General features: G+C 63.3%; 16 protein-coding genes. 8 read left to right on the top strand and 8 right to left on the bottom strand.

Annotated features, from left to right (window positions below; all coding sequences use genetic code 11):
• Nucleotides 1-38: 38 nt before the first annotated feature.
• Nucleotides 39-590, bottom strand: coding sequence for a hypothetical protein (locus tag NCR38_RS06400; protein ID WP_250476612.1), 552 nt, complete (start codon nt 588-590; stop codon nt 39-41).
• A gap of 9 nt (nt 591-599) precedes the next feature.
• Here NCR38_RS06400 and NCR38_RS06395 point away from each other — a divergent pair, with 9 nt between their 5' ends.
• Nucleotides 600-1442, top strand: a complete 843-nt coding sequence (locus NCR38_RS06395) for a squalene/phytoene synthase family protein (protein WP_250476611.1) — start codon at nt 600-602, stop codon at nt 1440-1442.
• Here NCR38_RS06395 and NCR38_RS06390 read toward each other — a convergent pair.
• Both NCR38_RS06390 and NCR38_RS06385 read right to left on the bottom strand, forming a co-directional pair.
• Complete coding sequence (locus NCR38_RS06390; RefSeq protein ID WP_250476610.1) at nt 1439-2353, bottom strand: DUF1501 domain-containing protein; 915 nt, start codon at nt 2351-2353, stop codon at nt 1439-1441. The genes NCR38_RS06395 and NCR38_RS06390 overlap by 4 nt on opposite strands.
• Before the next feature lie 15 nt (nt 2354-2368).
• Nucleotides 2369-2740: a hypothetical protein gene (locus NCR38_RS06385; protein ID WP_250476609.1), complete on the bottom strand. Its 372-nt coding sequence runs from the start codon at nt 2738-2740 to the stop codon at nt 2369-2371.
• Nucleotides 2741-2984: 244 nt separating this feature from the next.
• Between NCR38_RS06385 and ompR the strand changes: the two genes are divergently transcribed.
• The 4 genes from ompR (at nt 2985) to NCR38_RS06365 (ending at nt 6491) form a co-directional block, all read left to right on the top strand.
• The gene (gene ompR, locus NCR38_RS06380; RefSeq protein ID WP_008349770.1) at nt 2985-3710 is read left to right on the top strand and encodes a two-component system response regulator OmpR; all 726 of its coding nucleotides are present in this window, start codon (nt 2985-2987) and stop codon (nt 3708-3710) included.
• Between the two features lie 61 nt (nt 3711-3771).
• On the top strand, nt 3772-5136 hold the full coding sequence (locus NCR38_RS06375; protein ID WP_061117381.1) for an ATP-binding protein: 1365 nt from the start codon (nt 3772-3774) through the stop codon (nt 5134-5136).
• 197 nt (nt 5137-5333) lie between these two features.
• Complete coding sequence (locus NCR38_RS06370; RefSeq protein WP_061117382.1) at nt 5334-5882, top strand: peroxiredoxin; 549 nt, start codon at nt 5334-5336, stop codon at nt 5880-5882.
• 84 nt (nt 5883-5966) lie between these two features.
• Nucleotides 5967-6491, top strand: coding sequence for a carboxymuconolactone decarboxylase family protein (locus tag NCR38_RS06365; protein ID WP_250476608.1), 525 nt, complete (start codon nt 5967-5969; stop codon nt 6489-6491).
• Nucleotides 6492-6530: 39 nt separating this feature from the next.
• On the opposite strand, the gene ispF is transcribed toward NCR38_RS06365, so the two are convergent.
• Together ispF and ispD are read right to left on the bottom strand one after the other, a co-directional pair.
• The gene (gene ispF, locus NCR38_RS06360; protein WP_061117384.1) at nt 6531-7022 is read right to left on the bottom strand and encodes a 2-C-methyl-D-erythritol 2,4-cyclodiphosphate synthase; all 492 of its coding nucleotides are present in this window, start codon (nt 7020-7022) and stop codon (nt 6531-6533) included.
• A 26-nt stretch (nt 7023-7048) separates the two neighbouring features.
• The gene (ispD, locus tag NCR38_RS06355; protein ID WP_061117385.1) at nt 7049-7783 is read right to left on the bottom strand and encodes a 2-C-methyl-D-erythritol 4-phosphate cytidylyltransferase; all 735 of its coding nucleotides are present in this window, start codon (nt 7781-7783) and stop codon (nt 7049-7051) included.
• A gap of 126 nt (nt 7784-7909) precedes the next feature.
• On the opposite strand from ispD, the gene mfd reads away from it, so the two are divergent.
• The 3 genes from mfd to NCR38_RS06340 all read left to right on the top strand — a co-directional run bounded on the left by mfd (nt 7910) and on the right by NCR38_RS06340 (nt 13726).
• On the top strand, nt 7910-11383 hold the full coding sequence (gene mfd / locus NCR38_RS06350) for a transcription-repair coupling factor (RefSeq protein ID WP_061117386.1): 3474 nt from the start codon (nt 7910-7912) through the stop codon (nt 11381-11383).
• 91 nt (nt 11384-11474) lie between these two features.
• The gene (gene argE, locus NCR38_RS06345; RefSeq protein ID WP_250476607.1) at nt 11475-12701 is read left to right on the top strand and encodes an acetylornithine deacetylase; all 1227 of its coding nucleotides are present in this window, start codon (nt 11475-11477) and stop codon (nt 12699-12701) included.
• Nucleotides 12702-12721: 20 nt separating this feature from the next.
• On the top strand, nt 12722-13726 hold the full coding sequence (locus tag NCR38_RS06340; RefSeq protein ID WP_061117388.1) for a threonine/serine dehydratase: 1005 nt from the start codon (nt 12722-12724) through the stop codon (nt 13724-13726).
• A 53-nt stretch (nt 13727-13779) separates the two neighbouring features.
• Here NCR38_RS06340 and NCR38_RS06335 read toward each other — a convergent pair whose 3' ends face one another.
• From NCR38_RS06335 to NCR38_RS06325, 3 genes are read right to left on the bottom strand one after another with little or no spacing between them, the layout of a single operon-like run.
• Nucleotides 13780-14595, bottom strand: coding sequence for an ABC transporter permease subunit (locus NCR38_RS06335; protein ID WP_061117615.1), 816 nt, complete (start codon nt 14593-14595; stop codon nt 13780-13782).
• Complete coding sequence (locus tag NCR38_RS06330) at nt 14595-15500, bottom strand: ABC transporter permease subunit (RefSeq protein WP_061117389.1); 906 nt, start codon at nt 15498-15500, stop codon at nt 14595-14597. Before NCR38_RS06330 ends, NCR38_RS06335 begins: the two co-directional genes overlap by 1 nt.
• Complete coding sequence (locus NCR38_RS06325) at nt 15497-16669, bottom strand: ABC transporter ATP-binding protein (RefSeq protein ID WP_061117390.1); 1173 nt, start codon at nt 16667-16669, stop codon at nt 15497-15499. Before NCR38_RS06325 ends, NCR38_RS06330 begins: the two co-directional genes overlap by 4 nt.
• Nucleotides 16670-16766 lie beyond the last annotated feature (97 nt).

Below are 16766 nucleotides of genomic sequence, written 5' to 3'. Positions count from 1 at the left end.
CAAAGGGGTTTTTCGTTTTGGAGCCGGGCTTTCGTCAATCAGATGCCGCTGTCGCCCAGCTCGATCGCCATCACCTCGCCTTTCGCCTGCGAGCGGCCCGCGAAGTCGATGCCCGCCCTGTGCATCACCCGCCTTATCTCATCCGGTATCTGCTCGCTCGCGCGGACAGCGGCGATCGGCCGATCGACGTGCGACAAGAACCGCCGCACGCACGTCGGCTGCCAGATCACGAAGACGTTGAGCGGACACGTGAGCTTGCGTCGGCACGGCGGTTGGCGGTGATATGCAGGGCTGTCGTCGGCGAGACGTGCATCTGGCTTGCACACACGCGAAAGTCGAAGCCGGAATCCCTCGCCACGCTTCTCATGCGGCCATGGATGCCTCTTGGCTGCGCGCGCAGATGGAGTCGATTGCCGCAGTCTTGCGCACGCGAAGCGCAGCGTCATTGGCTCGGCGCACAATCTTGCGGCGAACACCGGGCGGCAGCGAACCCGCGCCTTGCCGGATAAAATGAGCGTTCGTACGTCGGTCCGCCGCGTGACGAACCGCAAGACGACACCCCACGACGCCTTCCTTTCGAACTCCCACAAGCCCCGTTCGTGAATTTCGACGACTATTGCCAGCAAAAGGCCGCCCCTGAAGGGTCGGGCACGTACTACGCGCTGCGCCGCGCGCCGGCCGCGAGTCAGCCGCTTCTGACCGCGCTCTACGCGCTCTATCGCGAACTCGAAGAGACCGTGAAGGAAACCAGCGATCCGACCATCGGCCGTACGAAGCACGCCTGGTGGCAGAGCGAGCTCGGCCGGCTCAATGGCGGCGAGCCGACGCACCCGGTCACCAAAGCGTTGCAGGCGCATGCGGGCGATGCCGCGCATCCGGTTCTGGACGATGCCGGGCGCGCGTCGCTCGCCGCGGTCGTCGACGGTTTCGGCATGGACCTGGATCAGGCGCGCTATCTAGACTGGCCCGGTTTCAAGCGTTATCTCGATCAGACGGGCGGCGCGTTCGCGACGGCGCTTGCACGTGCGAGCGCGCGCGATCCGGACCAGGCCGACGCGTGGTCCGCCCCGCTCGGTTCGGCGCTGCTGCTCGCCGAGCGCGTTCAGGAGGTCGGCGGCGATGCGCGCAACGGCCGCATCTATATCCCGATCGACGAGTTGCAGCGCTTCAGCGTGACGGCCGCCGACGTCATCAATCGCAAGTACGGCGATGCCTTCACGGATCTCATGCGCTTTCAGACCGGCCGCGCCCGGCAAGCGCTCAACGATGCATTGGACGCCATTCCCGCTTCGGAACGCGCGACGCAGCGCGTGTTGCGCGCGCAGGCCGCGTTGTCGCTCGCGCTTTTCGACGAGATCGAACGCGAAAACTTTCAGGTGCTGCATCAACGCATCGCGCTCACGCCGATCCGCAAGTTGTGGATCACATGGCGCACGCGTTAGACGCGAAGAATCGGTAGCGGCTCGAAGCGGGCTCCAAGGATCGATGCGGAACCGCTTTGCCAACATGCGTCGAGGACCGTCGCATACAGTCTTCTGAAGTCGATGCCGACGGGCAAGCCGCCGTCCGCGTCGAGTCGATCGAGTCGTGGCGGCATGCCGAACAGGCCGCCGCGCACGCCTCCACCCATTAGGAAATGCGCCGCGGCCGCGCCGTGGTCCGTGCCGCCCGCGGCATTCTCACGCGCGGCGCGTCCGAATTCCGAACGCGTCATCACGAGCGTGCGGGCCCACGCGCCGGACGCGATCAACGACGCGCGCAGCGATGCGAGTCCTTCAGCCAGCCGGGCAAGACACGCCGCATGCCGACGCGCCTGATTCTCGTGCGTATCGAAGCCGTGCAGCGCGAGGCGGACGACGTTGACTTCGTGAGACGAGGCGCGCGCGACGGCGTCGCATGCGGCGTTGAACGTCGCTACCTCGGTGATGACGCTCACGCGATCGAGCCAGCCATCGGCACGATATTCATCCGCGTGCGACGCGGTATCCCAGATCTGGCGCGAGCGGTAATGCGACCGGTTGGGCGCGTCATAGCCAACCCCCTGCACGATCGCCAGATCGTTCGCGCGCCACGCGCTCATCAACGGCGACAGCGACGGATGTAAGGCCGTGCGGATATCGAGCGGCAATGCCTGATCTCTGGATATCGCGAGATTGGGCCTCACTGCGCGATACAGAGGATCGGCAAAAGGAATGACGGTGTTCAGCCCGTCGTTGCCGCCGTCGAGATCGACGAGCACGAGCGAGCGAATGAAAGAGGAAGAACCGGAATGTGCGATAGCGAACGCTTCCCCTGCGCTGCCCGCACAACCCGCGAAGGCGCCGGCAATCGAGAGGAATTGACGTCGGTTCATCGCGGGTCGCGCCGCTTACCGCTTGTAGAGATCGCGCACCGCTTCTTCGATGTGCTGCCTTAGGAGACGCCGCTCGTCAGCGGTCATTACCGTGTGACGCGGCGGGCGCGCGGGCGGTGTCTGATCGACCTGCTGGATAGGCTGCATGGCCGGCGCTTTCGGATCGCGATCGTGGCTCGAAGGAGCCGAGCTTTTACTCACGCGTTGCTGGGCGCGAATCATGCGGCCATCGAAACGATTCGTTGAACCGGTGATGCCGCGATCGAAGCCCGTCGACTGTGCATAGACGTGAGGTGTGCTCAGTACTGCGTAGAGCGCACTGGCAAGAAGTGTCTTTCTGAAGATGCGCTCGGTGCGCACGGGTCCGCGCTGCCGCGCTCCCTTCATGTTGTTCCCTTCGTTGCTCGACAACCGGACAGCCTCATTCTTTTCGCGCGCGTCGCGCCATGGCTTGGTCGGGCCGCATGACGCGCTGGTCTGATGGAGTATCTACCGAATGGCGGGCTTAGGTAAAGCAGTGTACGCACCAAACCCTTGGGCCGTGCCACAGGCTCCGTAAATTTTGTAACCAACTGTTACACTCGCTTTTGTTACAAACTCGGCGTTTGATCAAACGCGCTAAGATGCCGCCATGGAAACCAAGAACCCTTCAAAAATTCTCGTCGTCGACGACGATCCGCGCCTGCGCGATCTGCTGCGGCGCTACCTCGGTGAACAGGGCTTCAACGTGTACGTCGCAGAAAACGCACCGTCGATGAACAAGCTCTGGGTGCGCGAGCGTTTCGATCTGCTCGTGCTCGATCTGATGCTGCCCGGCGAAGACGGCCTTTCCATCTGCCGGCGTCTGCGCGGCAGCAACGATCGCACGCCGATCATCATGCTCACCGCGAAGGGTGAAGATGTAGATCGCATCGTCGGACTCGAAATGGGTGCGGACGACTATCTGCCGAAGCCATTCAATCCGCGCGAGCTCGTCGCGCGCATTCATGCGGTGCTGCGTCGCCAGACGCCGTCCGAATTGCCGGGCGCGCCGTCCGAAACCACTGAAGTGTTCGAGTTCGGCGAATTCGCCCTGAATCTCGCGACGCGCACGCTCACGAAAAATGGCCAGGAAATTCCGCTGACCACCGGCGAGTTTTCGGTGCTGAAGGTGTTTGCGCGTCATCCGCGTCAGCCGCTCTCGCGCGAAAAGCTGATGGAGCTTGCGCGCGGACGTGAATATGAAGTGTTCGACCGGAGTCTCGACGTGCAGATCTCGCGTCTGCGCAAACTGATCGAGCCCGACCCCAGCAGCCCGCGTTTCATTCAGACCGTATGGGGCCTGGGCTACGTCTTCATTCCCGACGGCGCAGCCTGATCGACACTGAGCGAGTTTCGCCACGCTTTCTCCCCTCTACCGAGCTGAACCCGACAGACCCATGCGCATCGACAGGCGGCTACTGGCGCTCGCGTTCGGCGGCCTGTTCTGGCGAACCTTCGCGCTGATCGCGCTGCTCATCGCCGTCAGTCTCACGGCGTGGTTTCAGAGCTTTCGCGTGATCGAGCGCGAACCGCGCGCGCAGCGCGTGGCGCTTCAGCTCGTCGCCGTGGTCAAGCTCACGCGCACCGCCCTGCTCTACTCCGACCCCGATCTGCGTCGCGCGCTGCTTCAGGATCTGGAGAGCAACGAGGGCGTGCGTGTGTATCCGCGCGAGACCACCGATAAATACAAGCTGCAACCCGACGAATCGCTCAACCGGCTGATCGAGCGCGACGTGCGCGGCCGGCTCGGCAACGAGACGATCATCGCGCAATCGGTGAACGACATTCCGGGCGTCTGGATCAGCTTCAAGATCGACGACGACGATTACTGGGTCGCGCTCGACCGCGATCAGCTCGACACCGTCACCGGCCTGCAATGGGCCGGCTGGGGCGTGTTCGCGCTGGCGCTGTCGCTGTTCGGCGCGGCGTTCATCACGAGTCTCGTGAACCGGCCATTCGCGCGCCTTGCGCTCGCAGCGCGCAAGGTCGGCTCGGGGCAGTCGCCGGAGCCCTTGCCCGAGCGCGGCATGGGCGTCGCAGCTGAAACGAATCGAAGCTTCAACCAGATGGTGCAGGATCTCGAGCAGCTCGAAGCGGATCGCGCCCTGATGCTCGCGGGCATTTCGCACGACTTGCGCACGCCGCTTGCACGCCTGCGTCTCGAGACGGAAATGAGCCCGTCGGACGAAGCGACCAAGCTCGCGATGATCGACGACATCGAGCAGATGGACATGATCATCGGCCGCTTCCTGGACTACGCGCGGCCGATGCAGCGCATGCCCGAAGCGGTGGATCTTTCGATGATCGCAAGCGAGCTTGCCGCGCGCTTTCAGGCCGACGACGGCGTCGTGATGCGCACCGATCTCGCGCAGGGCGCCGTGATCGAAGGCGATCCGACAGATGCCCGCCGCGTCGTCGGCAATTTGCTCGAGAACGCGCGCAAGTACGGACGTAGCGAGCAGGACGACATAGCACGCATCACGCTGCAGACGCGGGTCGCGCATGGCAAGGTGGAACTTTCCGTGATGGACGAAGGCCGCGGCATTCCCGACGATCAGGTCGCGCTCATCACACGCCCGTTCTATCGCGTCGATACTGCGCGCACGCAGGCGAACGGCACGGGTCTCGGCATGGCCATCGTTCAGCGCCTGGTCACGCGTCAACGCGGCACTTTGCGGCTGCGCAACCGCACCCCGCTTCCCGGCTTCGAAGTGACCATCGATTTCCCGCCGATGAAAGGCGGCGCGCGCTTCGACGGTTAGACTTGGCTCCCGTCGCGACGGCTTCGTCAGAATCTATCCGACTCGTTAGTTAAAAACTATTGAGTTGATTTTTTAAATAAAGTTAAGATGAACCGGGTTAACGCTCGAGGTCTGGCATGAAAGTGTCACGCGAGCGTTATGGCGATCCAGTAATTTGGCTGAGCTTGTCCTTTCAACGATTTCACAGGAGTTACTGCATGAAGACCGTTGGCGATAAAGTCGAAGCATTCACCGTCACCGCTGCGAAGCCGGGTTTCAATCATCACGAAGAAAACGGCCAGTCCGCTTTCGAGGAAATCACCGAACAGTCATTCCCTGGCAAGTGGAAGATCATCTACTTCTATCCGAAGGACTTTACGTTCGTGTGCCCAACGGAAATCGTCGAGTTCGCGAAGCTGGCGAAGGACTTCGAGGACCGCGACGCGGTGCTGCTCGGCGGCAGCGTCGATAACGAGTTCGTCAAGCTGGCATGGCGCCGCGAGCACAAGGATTTGAACAGGCTGAACCACTACGCTTTCGGCGACGTGAAAGGCGAACTGATCGACCAGCTCGGCGTGCGCGACAAGGAAGCCGGCGTTGCGCTGCGCGCGACCTTCATCGTCGATCCGGACAACGTCATCCAGCATGTGTCCGTCAACAACCTGAACGTGGGCCGCAGCCCGGAAGAAGTCCTGCGTATTCTCGACGGCTTGCAAACGGACGAACTGTGCCCGTGCAACCGCGCGGTCGGCGGCTCGACGCTGTAAGCGTTCCTCATGCCGCAAAGCCCGCTCTCGGCCGAGTCCTCGGCTGCGGCGGGCTTTTTTAACGCCATCGAACTGGAGAAAACAATGGAATTCCTGTCTGCGATCAAGGAACTCGTGCCCGACTACGCGAAGGATATTCGCCTGAACGTGGACGGTACGATTGCCCGCTCGTCGCTCGAAGGCAATGATGCGGTCGGCGCCGCGCTTGCCGCCGCCTATGCCGCGAAGGCGACGAAGCTCACCAGCATCATCCGCAACGCGGGCGTACTGTCGCCGGAGGAGACCAACGCCGCGCTGACCGCCGCCGCGCTGATGGGCATGAACAACGTCTGGTATCCGTATCTGGAAATGGCCGACAACGCGGATCTCAGGACGCAGCCCGCCGGCCTGCGCATGAATGCCTATGCATCGCACGGCGGCGTCGACAAGCGGCGCTTCGAGATGTACGCGCTGGCGGCATCGATCATCGGCAAGTGCCACTTCTGCGTGAAGTCGCACTACGAGAATCTCGTGGCAGAGGGCATGTCGACGACGCAACTGCGCGATGTCGGCCGCATCGCGGCGGTGATCAACGCCGTGGCGCTGACGATCGAAGCGGAAAAGAGTTGAATCTTCGAAGACGCCACGGCTCGACAGCGTGGCGTCGTTTTATCCGTCGATCGACGTCCGGCGCAGCAGCACCGCCGCTTGCGCCTCGATGCCCTCCTTGCGGCCGAGATAGCCCAGCTTCTCGTTCGTTTTGGCCTTGACGTTCACGCGGTCGATCGAGAGATCGAGGTCCGCGGCGATGTTCGCGCGCATCGCATCGATATGCGGTGATAGCTTCGGCGCCTGCGCGATGACCGTGCTGTCCACGTTCGCGATGGCGAATCCGGCTTCCGACACGCGCTTGAACGCCTCGCGCAGCAGCACGCGGCTGTCCGCGCCGGCGAATTCGGTTGCCGTATCCGGAAAATGCCGGCCGATATCGCCGAGCGAAGCCGCACCGAACAGCGCATCGGTGATCGCGTGCAGAAGCACGTCGGCGTCGGAATGGCCGAGCAGGCCGCGCTCATAGGGAATCGTCACGCCGCCGATGATGAGCGGGCGGCCCTCGACGAGCTGGTGGACGTCGTACCCTTGTCCGATTCTGAAATCCATCGATTCAAACCTTGGTTGAGTGTGAGTCAGGCGTTCGCGGAAAGGAACGCGCCCGCGAGCGCGAAATCTTCCGGATAAGTCACCTTGAAGTTGCGCAGGCTGCCCTGAACCAGCTTCGGCGAATGCCCGAGCCATTCGACGGCACTCGCTTCGTCCGTCAGGTCGTGCCCGTCGTGGCGCGCACGTTCGATCGCTTCGCGCAACATGCCGAGCCGGAACATCTGCGGCGTCTGCGCCTGCCACAGTCCGTCGCGCGATTCCGTGCGCGCGATGCGCGCTTCGCTTTCGCCGGCAGCGGACGGCACATCGGGCATGTTCGGTGCGACGCGCTTCAACGTATCCGCGAGCGGCAGGGCGAGAATACCGCCGACCGTATCATCGCGCAGTTCCGCGACAAGTTTGCGAATCAGCTCCGGCGTGATGCCGGGGCGCGCAGCGTCGTGCACGAGAACCCAGTCGTCCTCGCGCGCGCCGAATTTGGCGAGCGCGATGAGCCCGTTGTACACCGACGCCTGCCGCGAGGCGCCGCCGCAGCGCTCCACCGCGAAACGCAGTCCGGCGAAGCGGCGGGCGTCGAAATGGTTGTCGTCCGGTGCGAGCACGACGAGTGTCTGCGAGAATTCGGAGCACGCGTCGAACGCTGCGAGCGAATACGCGAGCATCGGGCGGCCCGCGACAGTCTGGTATTGCTTCGGCATCGGCGCGCCGGATCGGCTGCCGGTTCCGGCGCAGGGAATCAGTGAGAACAGGCGCGAAGTCACGGGCGAATAATGTGGGCAAGTCAAAGTTGAAGCCCGGATTTTATAATAGGTCCTTCGCGACCACGTCCCGCACACGTCGGTTCGACTCCCGAACCCGCGTTCGCCGGACGGCTCCACGCACACTCTATGCCTTCCAAAGCCGTCAACGCGCAGTCCAGTTCTCCCATCGCGCTCGTAAAGCCGGGCCAGCGCTTCGTCTTCGACGGCGCCTCCGGCTCCGCCGATGCGCTCGCCATCGCTCGCTATCACGCCGCGTATCGCGAGAAGGTGCCGCTTTTGACGGTCGTGACCGCAGGCGCCGTCGATGCGCAGCGTCTCGCCGCTGAAATTCCCTTCTTCGCGCCGGACGCGCGCGTGCGGCTGCTGCCCGACTGGGAAACGCTGCCGTACGACACCTTCTCGCCGCACCAGGATCTCGTGTCCGAGCGTCTCGCGACGCTGCACGATCTGGGCGAAGGCCGCTGCGACATCCTCATCGTGCCCGCGACGACGGCGCTCTATCGCATGCCGCCCGCGTCGTTTCTCGCGGCCTACACGTTTTCGTTCACACAGGGCGAGCGCCTGAACGAGGCGAAGCTCAAGGCGCAATTGACGCTCGCCGGCTACGAGCACGTGAGCCAGGTCGTGCGGCCGGGCGAATACTGCGTGCGCGGCTCGCTCATCGATCTGTATCCGATGGGCTCGGCGCTGCCCTATCGCATCGACTTGTTCGACGATCAGGTCGACTCCATCCGCGCGTTCGATCCCGACACGCAGCGCAGCCTCTACCCCGTGCGCGACGTGCGCCTGCTGCCGGGCCGCGAGTTTCCGTTCGACGAAGCCGCGCGCACCGCGTTTCGCAGCCGCTGGCGCGAAGTCTTCGAGGGCGATCCGAGCCGCTCGCAGATCTACAAGGACATCGGCAACGGCGTGCCGTCGGCGGGCATCGAATACTATCTGCCGCTCTTCTTCGACGAAACCGCGACGCTCTTCCACTATCTGCCGGAAGGGTCGCAGCTCGCGTTCGTCGGCGACATGGACGCGGCGATCAAACGCTTCACGAACGACACGAAGCAGCGCTACGACTTTCTCCGGCACGACCGCGAACGGCCTTTGCTCGAACCGCGCCGGCTCTTTCTGACCGACGACGATTTCTTCACGTTCGCAAAACCGTTCGCGCAGCTGAAATTCCCGAGCACGCCGGAAGGCGGCTGGGCGGTGCCGCTGCCGGGGCTCGCCATCGATCGTCACGCCGACGAACCCCTGCTCGCGCTGCGCCATTATCTGGAGCAAACCGAGAACCGCGTGATGCTCGTCGCGGAATCGGCGGGACGGCGCGAAACGATGCAGCAATTGCTCGCGGATAACGGCCTGCGCGGCGAGTCGCGCGACACGTTCCAGGAATGGCTCACGAGCGACGGCAAGTTCACGCTCGGCATCGCGCCTCTGTCGAACGGTTTCGCGCTGCCGCTCGAGAAGCTCTCGATCATCACCGAGACGGAGCTGTACGGGCCGCTCGCACGCCGCGCGGGACGACGTCGCCAGGAGCAGGCGAGCAACGTCGATTCGATGGTCCGCGATCTGGCCGAGCTGAAGGTCGGCGATCCCGTCGTCCATGCGCAGCACGGCATCGGCCGCTACATGGGCCTCGTGTCGATGGATCTGGGCGAAGGCGAAACCGAATTCCTGCATCTCGAGTATCAGAACGACTCGAAGCTGTACGTGCCGGTTGCGCAGTTGCACGTGATCTCGCGCTATAGCGGCGCGGACCCGGAAAGCGCGCCGCTGCACACGCTCGGCTCGGGCCAGTGGGAAAAGGCCAAGCGAAAGGCTGCACAGCAGATCCGCGATACTGCCGCGGAACTCCTCAACCTCTACGCGCGCCGCGCCGCGCGCGAGGGCTACGCGTTCAAGCTCGAACCGCGCGATTACACCAAGTTCGCGGAAAGCTTCGGCTTCGAGGAAACGCCGGATCAGGCGGCGGCGATCGCGGCGGTGATCGGCGACATGACGAGCGGCAAACCGATGGACCGCCTCGTATGCGGCGACGTCGGCTTCGGCAAGACGGAAGTCGCGCTGCGCGCCGCGTTCATCGCCGTCATGGCGGGCAAGCAGGTCGCGATTCTTTCGCCCACTACCCTGCTCGCCGAACAGCACACACAGACCTTCACCGACCGCTTCGCCGACTGGCCCGTGCGCATCGCGGAGCTGTCGCGCTTCAAGAGCGGCAAGGAAGTGTCGACGGCTGTGCAGCAGATCAATGAAGGCTCGGTCGATATCGTCATCGGCACGCACAAGCTCTTGTCGGGCGATGTGAAGTTCAAGCGCCTCGGGCTTGTGATCATCGACGAGGAACACCGGTTCGGCGTGCGGCAGAAGGAAGCGTTGAAGGCGCTGCGCGCCGAAGTCGACGTGCTCACACTCACCGCGACGCCGATTCCCCGCACGCTCGGCATGGCGCTCGAAGGCCTGCGCGATTTCTCCGTGATCGCGACCGCGCCGCAGAAGCGCCTTGCGATCAAGACCTTCGTGCGGCGCGAGGAAGACGGCGTGATTCGCGAAGCGATGTTGCGCGAGCTCAAGCGCGGCGGCCAGGTGTACTTCCTGCACAACGAAGTCGAAACGATCGAGAATCGCCGCACGATGCTCGAAGCGCTGGTGCCCGAAGCGCGCATCGCGGTGGCGCACGGCCAGATGCACGAACGCGAGCTCGAACGCGTCATGCGCGATTTCGTCGGCCAGCGCGCGAACGTGCTGTTGTGCACGACGATTATCGAAACGGGCATCGACGTGCCTAGCGCGAACACGATCCTCATGCATCGCGCGGACAAGTTCGGGCTCGCGCAGTTGCATCAGTTGCGCGGCCGCGTCGGGCGCTCGCATCACCAGGCGTATGCGTATCTGCTCGTCCACGATACGCAGTCGCTGACGAAGCAGGCGCAACGCCGGCTCGAAGCGATCCAGCAGATGGAGGAACTGGGCTCAGGCTTCTATCTCGCGATGCACGACCTCGAAATCCGGGGCACCGGCGAGGTGCTCGGCGACAAGCAATCCGGCGAGATTCACGAGATCGGATTCCAGCTTTACACCGACATGCTGAACGACGCCGTGCGCGCGCTGAAGGAAGGCCGCGAGCCGGATCTGAACGCGCCGCTTGCCGCGACGACCGAAATCAATCTGCACGCGCCCGCTATCCTGCCCGCCGACTACTGCGGCGACGTGCAGGAGCGTCTGTCGCTGTACAAGCGGCTCGCGAACTGCGAATCGAGCGATGCCATCGACGGCATTCTCGAAGAGCTCGTCGACCGTTTCGGCAAGCTGCCGCCGCAAGCGCATGCGCTCGTCGAGACGCATCGGCTGCGACTGGCCGCAAAGCCGCTCGGCATCACGAAGATCGATGCGGCCGAGCAGTCCATCTCGCTGCAGTTCGTCCCGAACCCGCCCGTCGATGGCATGAAGATCATCGAGATGGTTCAGAAGCACAAGCACATCAAGCTCGCGGGGCAGGACAAGCTGCGCATCGAGTCGCGCAGCCCCGATCTCGCGGTGCGGATTTCGACGGTGAAAGAGACGTTGCGGGCGTTGGGCGGCCCGGTGAGGCAGCCGGTTGCCGCGCGGTGATGAGTGCTCGAAACCAAGACCCAAAAGCCTTAGGTGCAGGCCAACACCTAAATTTGGGCTATGATCAAACTCTCCTCGCTGGAGTCAAAAAATGTCACAAACCGCCGATGCGGCGCATCCCAAAGTTCAGTCCGAAAACGAAACGCCGATTTCCCTGGCGTGGATCGAACGCCTAGTCTCGATCGATACCGTCAGCCGCAATCCGAATCTCGGCCTGATCGAAACCGTGCGCGACGCGTTGCGCCACGCGGGCATCGAAGCGACCGTCACCAACGATCCGCGCGGTCAGTGGGCGAACCTGTTCGCCACGGTCCCGGCGCACGATGGCGAGACCAACGGCGGGATCGTGCTGTCGGGTCACACCGATGTCGTGCCGGTCGATGGCCAGGACTGGCAGAGCGACCCGTTCAAGCCCGAAGTCCGCGATGGCCTGCTCTACGGCCGTGGCTCGTGCGACATGAAGGGCTTCATCGGCGCGGCGCTCGCTATGCTGCCGAAGATGCAGGCGACGAAGCTCGCGAAACCCATCCACTTCGCGCTGTCGTACGACGAAGAAGTCGGCTGCGCCGGCGCGCCGCTGATGATCGCGGACCTGCAAAAACGCGGCGTGAAGCCGGATGGCTGCATCGTCGGCGAGCCGACATCGATGCGCCCGATCATCGCGCATAAGGGCATCAACACGTATCACTGCTGCGTGCGCGGGTTTGCGGCGCACTCGTCGCTCACGCCGAAGGGGCTGAACGCGATCGAATATGCGGCGCGGCTCATCTGTCACATCCGCGATCTCGTCGACGAGTTCCGCGCGAAAGGTCCGTTCGACGAGCTTTACGACGTGCCCTTCACCACCGGCCAGACGAGTACGATCAAGGGCGGCAACGCGATCAACACCGTGCCCGCCGAATGCAACTTCGAGTTCGAGTTCCGCAATCTGCCGACTATCGATCCGGACGCGATTTTCAGGCGCATCGAGTCGTACGCGCACGAGACGCTGCTGCCGAAGATGCTGAAGGAGCACGGCAACGCGGCCATCGAATTCACGAAGCTCGCGTCCGCACCGGGGCTCGACGCCACCGAACAGGCCGCGATCACGCAGCTCGTGCGCGCGCTCACGCAAAATCAGGAGAAGCACAAGGTTGCCTACGGCACCGAAGCGGGCCTGTTCGCCAACGCGGGCGTGCCTAGCATCGTGTGCGGCCCGGGCAATATCGAGCAGGCGCACAAGGCAAACGAGTATGTGTCGCTCGAACAGCTCGTCCAGTGCGAAGCGTTCCTGGGCAAGTTCATTCACAGCATGTCCGTCGAAGCGCAGGCTCGCTGACCTTTTCATAACAAAAAGCCATGTCCACTGCCACGCAGCATTCCGACAACACGATCGACGGCACGCCGATTCCGACGCTCGACGAAATCGCCGAGCAGCACATGGCGCTCACGCCCTGGGTCGCGCGCACGCCGACTTTCGAGCGTCACGATTTTCCGACGCTCGAAGGCACGCCGATCACGTTCAAGTTCGAACTGCTGCAGGCGAGCGGTACGTTCAAGGCGCGCGGCGCGTTCTCGAACATCCTCGCGCTCTCGGACAGCGAACGCTCGGCGGGCGTCACCTGCGTGTCGGCGGGCAATCACGCGGTGGCGGTGGCTTACGCGGCGCAGCGCATGGACGTGGGCGCGAAGGTCGTCATCATCAAGAGCGCGAGTCCGGCGCGTGTCGCGCTGTGCCGGCGCTTCGGCGCGGAGGTCGTGTTCGCGGAAAACGTCGCCGAAGCATTCGATGTCGTGCGGCGAGTGGAAGCGGAAGAAGGACGTGTCTTCATCCATCCGTTCAACGGCTACCGTACGGTGCTCGGCACGGCGACGCTCGGCTATGAGTGGACCTCGCAAGCACCCGATCTCGACGCGGTGATCCTGCCGATCGGCGGGGGCGGCCTGGCTGCGGGCGTATCCACGGCGATGCGTCTCGCGAATCCGTCGTTACACGTGTACGGCGTGGAGCCGGAAGGATCGGACGCAATGAAGCGCAGTTTCGAAGCCAATCACACGATCAAGATGGGCGCGATGCACGGCATCGCCGACTCTCTGATGGCCCCGCACACCGAGCAGTACAGCTATGAGTTGTGCCGGCGGCATATCGATGACATCGTGACCGTGTCGGACAACGAGTTGCGGCATGGCATGCTGCAGCTTTTCAGCGAGCTCAAGCTCGCGGTCGAACCGGCGTGCGCGGCTGCCACGGCCGCCCTGCTCGGCCCGTTGCGCGAACGTCTGCAAGGCAAGCGCGTCGGTGTGCTGTTGTGTGGCACCAATACCGATCCGGCGACCTTCGCGAAGCATCTGGCGAACGCCTGAAAATGCACGCGGCCCCATGCAGGGGCCGCGATTCCATTCGTGGGCGTCCGGCGCTACAGAACGCCCGCGAGCCTTCTGCGCTCACTGCGCTGCATGAAGGCATTCGCCCCGATCACACCGATCGTCACGAGCGCGATGAACAAGGTCGCGAGCGCGTTCATTTCGGGATTCAGGCCCAGGCGCACACGCGAAAACACGACGAGCGGCAGCGTAGTCGATCCTGGCCCGGAGAGAAACGCCGACAGCACGAGATCGTCGATCGACAGCGTGAACGAGAGGAGCCAGCCTGCGACGAGCGCCTGAGAAATCAGCGGCAGCGTGATCGCGAAGAATACGCGCAGCGGCGTCGCGCCGAGATCGAGCGCGGCCTCCTCCAGCGACGGATTCAACTCCCGCACGCGCGATTCCACGATGATCGCGACATACGAGATGCACAGCATCACGTGCCCGATCCAGATCGTGAAGAAGCCTCGATCGGGCCAGCCAATGAGCTTCGCCATTTCGACGAACAGCAGCAGCAGCGAAATGCCCTGAATGACTTCGGGGATCACGAGCGGCGCGTTGATCATGCCCGCGTAGAGCGTGAAGCCCTTGAAGCGTCCCATGCGCGCCAGCACGAAACCCGCCCACGTTCCGATCACGACCGACGCGCACGCCGTCAGGAACGCGATGCGCAACGACAGCCACGCGGCGTTGATCAGTTCGTCATCCGTGATGAGCGCGCGATACCACTTGAGCGACGGCTCCGTCCACACCGTGACGAGCGGTGAGTCGTTGAACGAATAGACGATGAGACTCAGGATCGGGATATACAGAAACGCAAACCCGAGGCCGAGCGCGGTGATTTGCAACGGACGGCTGGGCTTGATCATCGCTTCTGCTCCAGTTGTTTCGCCTGGAAGTGCTGGAAGAGCGCCATCGGCACGAGCAGCAGCAGGACCATCGCGCAGGTGACGGCGGACGCCATCGGCCAGTCGGCGTTGTTGAAGAACTCGTTCCACATGACGCGGCCGATCATCAGCGTGTCAGCGCCGCCGAGCAATTCAGGAATCACGTACTCGCCCACCGCCGGAATGAACACGAGCAGACAGCCCGCGATGATGCCGTTCTTCGACAACGGCAATGTGATCTGCACGAACGCCTTCCACGGCTTCGCGCCGAGATCGTAGGCCGCTTCGAGCAAGGTCAGGTCCATCTTCACGAGATGCGCGTAGAGCGGCATCACGAGAAACGGCAGATACGAATACACCATGCCGATATACACCGCGATATTCGTGTGATACAGCTCGATCGGCGAATGCAGCAGGCCGATCGACATCAGGAAATTGTTGAGCAGGCCGTTGTTCTTGAGGATGCCGATCCATGCATAGACGCGGATCAGAAACGACGTCCAGAACGGCAGCATGACCGCCATCATCAGAATGTTGCGCGTGGACGGATTCGAACGCGCGATGTAATACGCCATCGGATAGCCGATCAGGAGGCACAGCAGCGTCGACACCGCCGCGACCAGCAGCGAGTTCATGTAGGTCGCGAAGTACAGGCTGTCCTTGATCAGAAATGCGTAGTGCGCGAAGTCGAGCGCGATATGCATCACGCCTTCTTCCATCGACACGAGATCCGTGTACGGCGGAATGCCGAGCTGGCTGTCCGCGAAGCTGATCTTCACGACGAGCAGGAACGGCACGAAGAACAGCAGCAGGAGCCACAGGTACGGCCCGCCGATGACGAGCGTGCGCCCTGACACGCCCAAGCGGTTGAGCAGCTTCATCATGAGGTCAGCACCACGCCCGCGGACGCGCTCCAGCGCACGTAGACTTCGTCGTCGAAGGTCGGCGATTCGATCTCGCCGATCGCGAGACTCGACAGGTTCGCAACCACGACCTTGCCCGAATCGAGCGTCACGTGATACAGCGTGTAGCCGCCCATGTACGCGATGTTCGTCACCCTGCCGCGGCCCCAGTTGTACGCGCCTTCGGGCGGCTTGCGCGTGAGCGCGATGCGCTCCGGGCGCACGGAGATCGTCACCGGCATGCCGAGCGGGCCGGTGATGCCGTGGCTCACATAAAGTCGCACGGGCAAGTCTTGCGATTCGACGAAGACGTGATCCGGCTCGTCTTCCACGACATTGCCATCGAAGAGATTGGTCGAGCCGATGAACTGCGCCGAGAAGCGCGTGTTCGGGTATTCGTAGACCTCGTGCGGCGTGCCGAGCTGAACGATCTGCCCTTCGCTCATCACGGCGAGGCGATTGGCCATCGTCATCGCCTCTTCCTGATCGTGCGTCACCATGATGCAGGTGACGCCGACCTGATCGAGAATGTTGACGAGCTCGATCTGCGTGCGCTGGCGGATCTGCTTGTCGAGCGCGGACATCGGCTCGTCGAGTAACAGAAGCTTCGGGCGCTTCACGAGGCTGCGCGCGAGCGCGACACGCTGCTGCTGACCGCCCGACAACTGATGCGGCTTGCGTTTGGCGAACTTCGCCATCTGCACGAGCTCCAGCGCGTTGTTCACGCGATCCTTCAGCTCGCCGCCCTTGACGCCTTCCTGCTTCAGCCCGAACGCGACATTCGACTCCACGCTCATGTGCGGAAAGAGCGCGTAGGACTGGAACATCATGTTCACCGGCCGGTTGTACGGCGGCATCTTCGCGAGGTCTTCGCCGTCGATCAGGATCTGCCCTTCCGTTACGGATTCGAGCCCGGCGAGCATGCGCAAAAGCGTCGACTTGCCGCAGCCGGAACTGCCGAGCAGCGCGAACAGCTCGCCCTTCCTCACCGACAGGTTGACGCCCCGCACGGCCGTCGTCTCGCCGAATTTCTTCACGACGTTGACGATCTGCACGAAGTTGTCGTCCATGTTCCGGGCCGATGGAGATATGCCCGGCTCGCGCCGGCCGGCATTAGGCGCTGCCTTCAACGCGCTCGACTGCTCACTCATGATTGCCTGTTCGACTCCTTGCTTCCATGCGTCTTTTCGTGACTCGCCCGACGTGCGATGCGATCACGAACAAAGCCCCCGGAGGTCCAGGGGCTTC

Origin of the sequence: Caballeronia sp. INML1, from assembly GCF_023631085.1 — a bacterium.
Lineage (GTDB): Bacteria > Pseudomonadota > Gammaproteobacteria > Burkholderiales > Burkholderiaceae > Caballeronia > Caballeronia turbans.
This window is presented reverse-complemented; position numbering and strand designations above follow the sequence as displayed.

Excerpts from the sequence above, each read along its gene's own strand:
- NCR38_RS06390 (WP_250476610.1), bottom strand. The coding sequence starts at position 2,353 with ATGAACCGACGTCAATTCCTCTCGATTGCCGGCGCCTTCGCGGGTTGT.
- NCR38_RS06385 (WP_250476609.1), bottom strand. The coding sequence starts at position 2,740 with ATGAAGGGAGCGCGGCAGCGCGGACCCGTGCGCACCGAGCGCATCTTC.
- ompR (WP_008349770.1), top strand. The coding sequence starts at position 2,985 with ATGGAAACCAAGAACCCTTCAAAAATTCTCGTCGTCGACGACGATCCG.
- NCR38_RS06375 (WP_061117381.1), top strand. The coding sequence starts at position 3,772 with ATGCGCATCGACAGGCGGCTACTGGCGCTCGCGTTCGGCGGCCTGTTC.
- NCR38_RS06370 (WP_061117382.1), top strand. The coding sequence starts at position 5,334 with ATGAAGACCGTTGGCGATAAAGTCGAAGCATTCACCGTCACCGCTGCG.
- NCR38_RS06365 (WP_250476608.1), top strand. The coding sequence starts at position 5,967 with ATGGAATTCCTGTCTGCGATCAAGGAACTCGTGCCCGACTACGCGAAG.
- ispF (WP_061117384.1), bottom strand. The coding sequence starts at position 7,022 with ATGGATTTCAGAATCGGACAAGGGTACGACGTCCACCAGCTCGTCGAG.
- mfd (WP_061117386.1), top strand. The coding sequence starts at position 7,910 with ATGCCTTCCAAAGCCGTCAACGCGCAGTCCAGTTCTCCCATCGCGCTC.
- argE (WP_250476607.1), top strand. The coding sequence starts at position 11,475 with ATGTCACAAACCGCCGATGCGGCGCATCCCAAAGTTCAGTCCGAAAAC.
- NCR38_RS06340 (WP_061117388.1), top strand. The coding sequence starts at position 12,722 with ATGTCCACTGCCACGCAGCATTCCGACAACACGATCGACGGCACGCCG.
- NCR38_RS06330 (WP_061117389.1), bottom strand. The coding sequence starts at position 15,500 with ATGATGAAGCTGCTCAACCGCTTGGGCGTGTCAGGGCGCACGCTCGTC.
- NCR38_RS06325 (WP_061117390.1), bottom strand. The coding sequence starts at position 16,669 with ATGAGTGAGCAGTCGAGCGCGTTGAAGGCAGCGCCTAATGCCGGCCGG.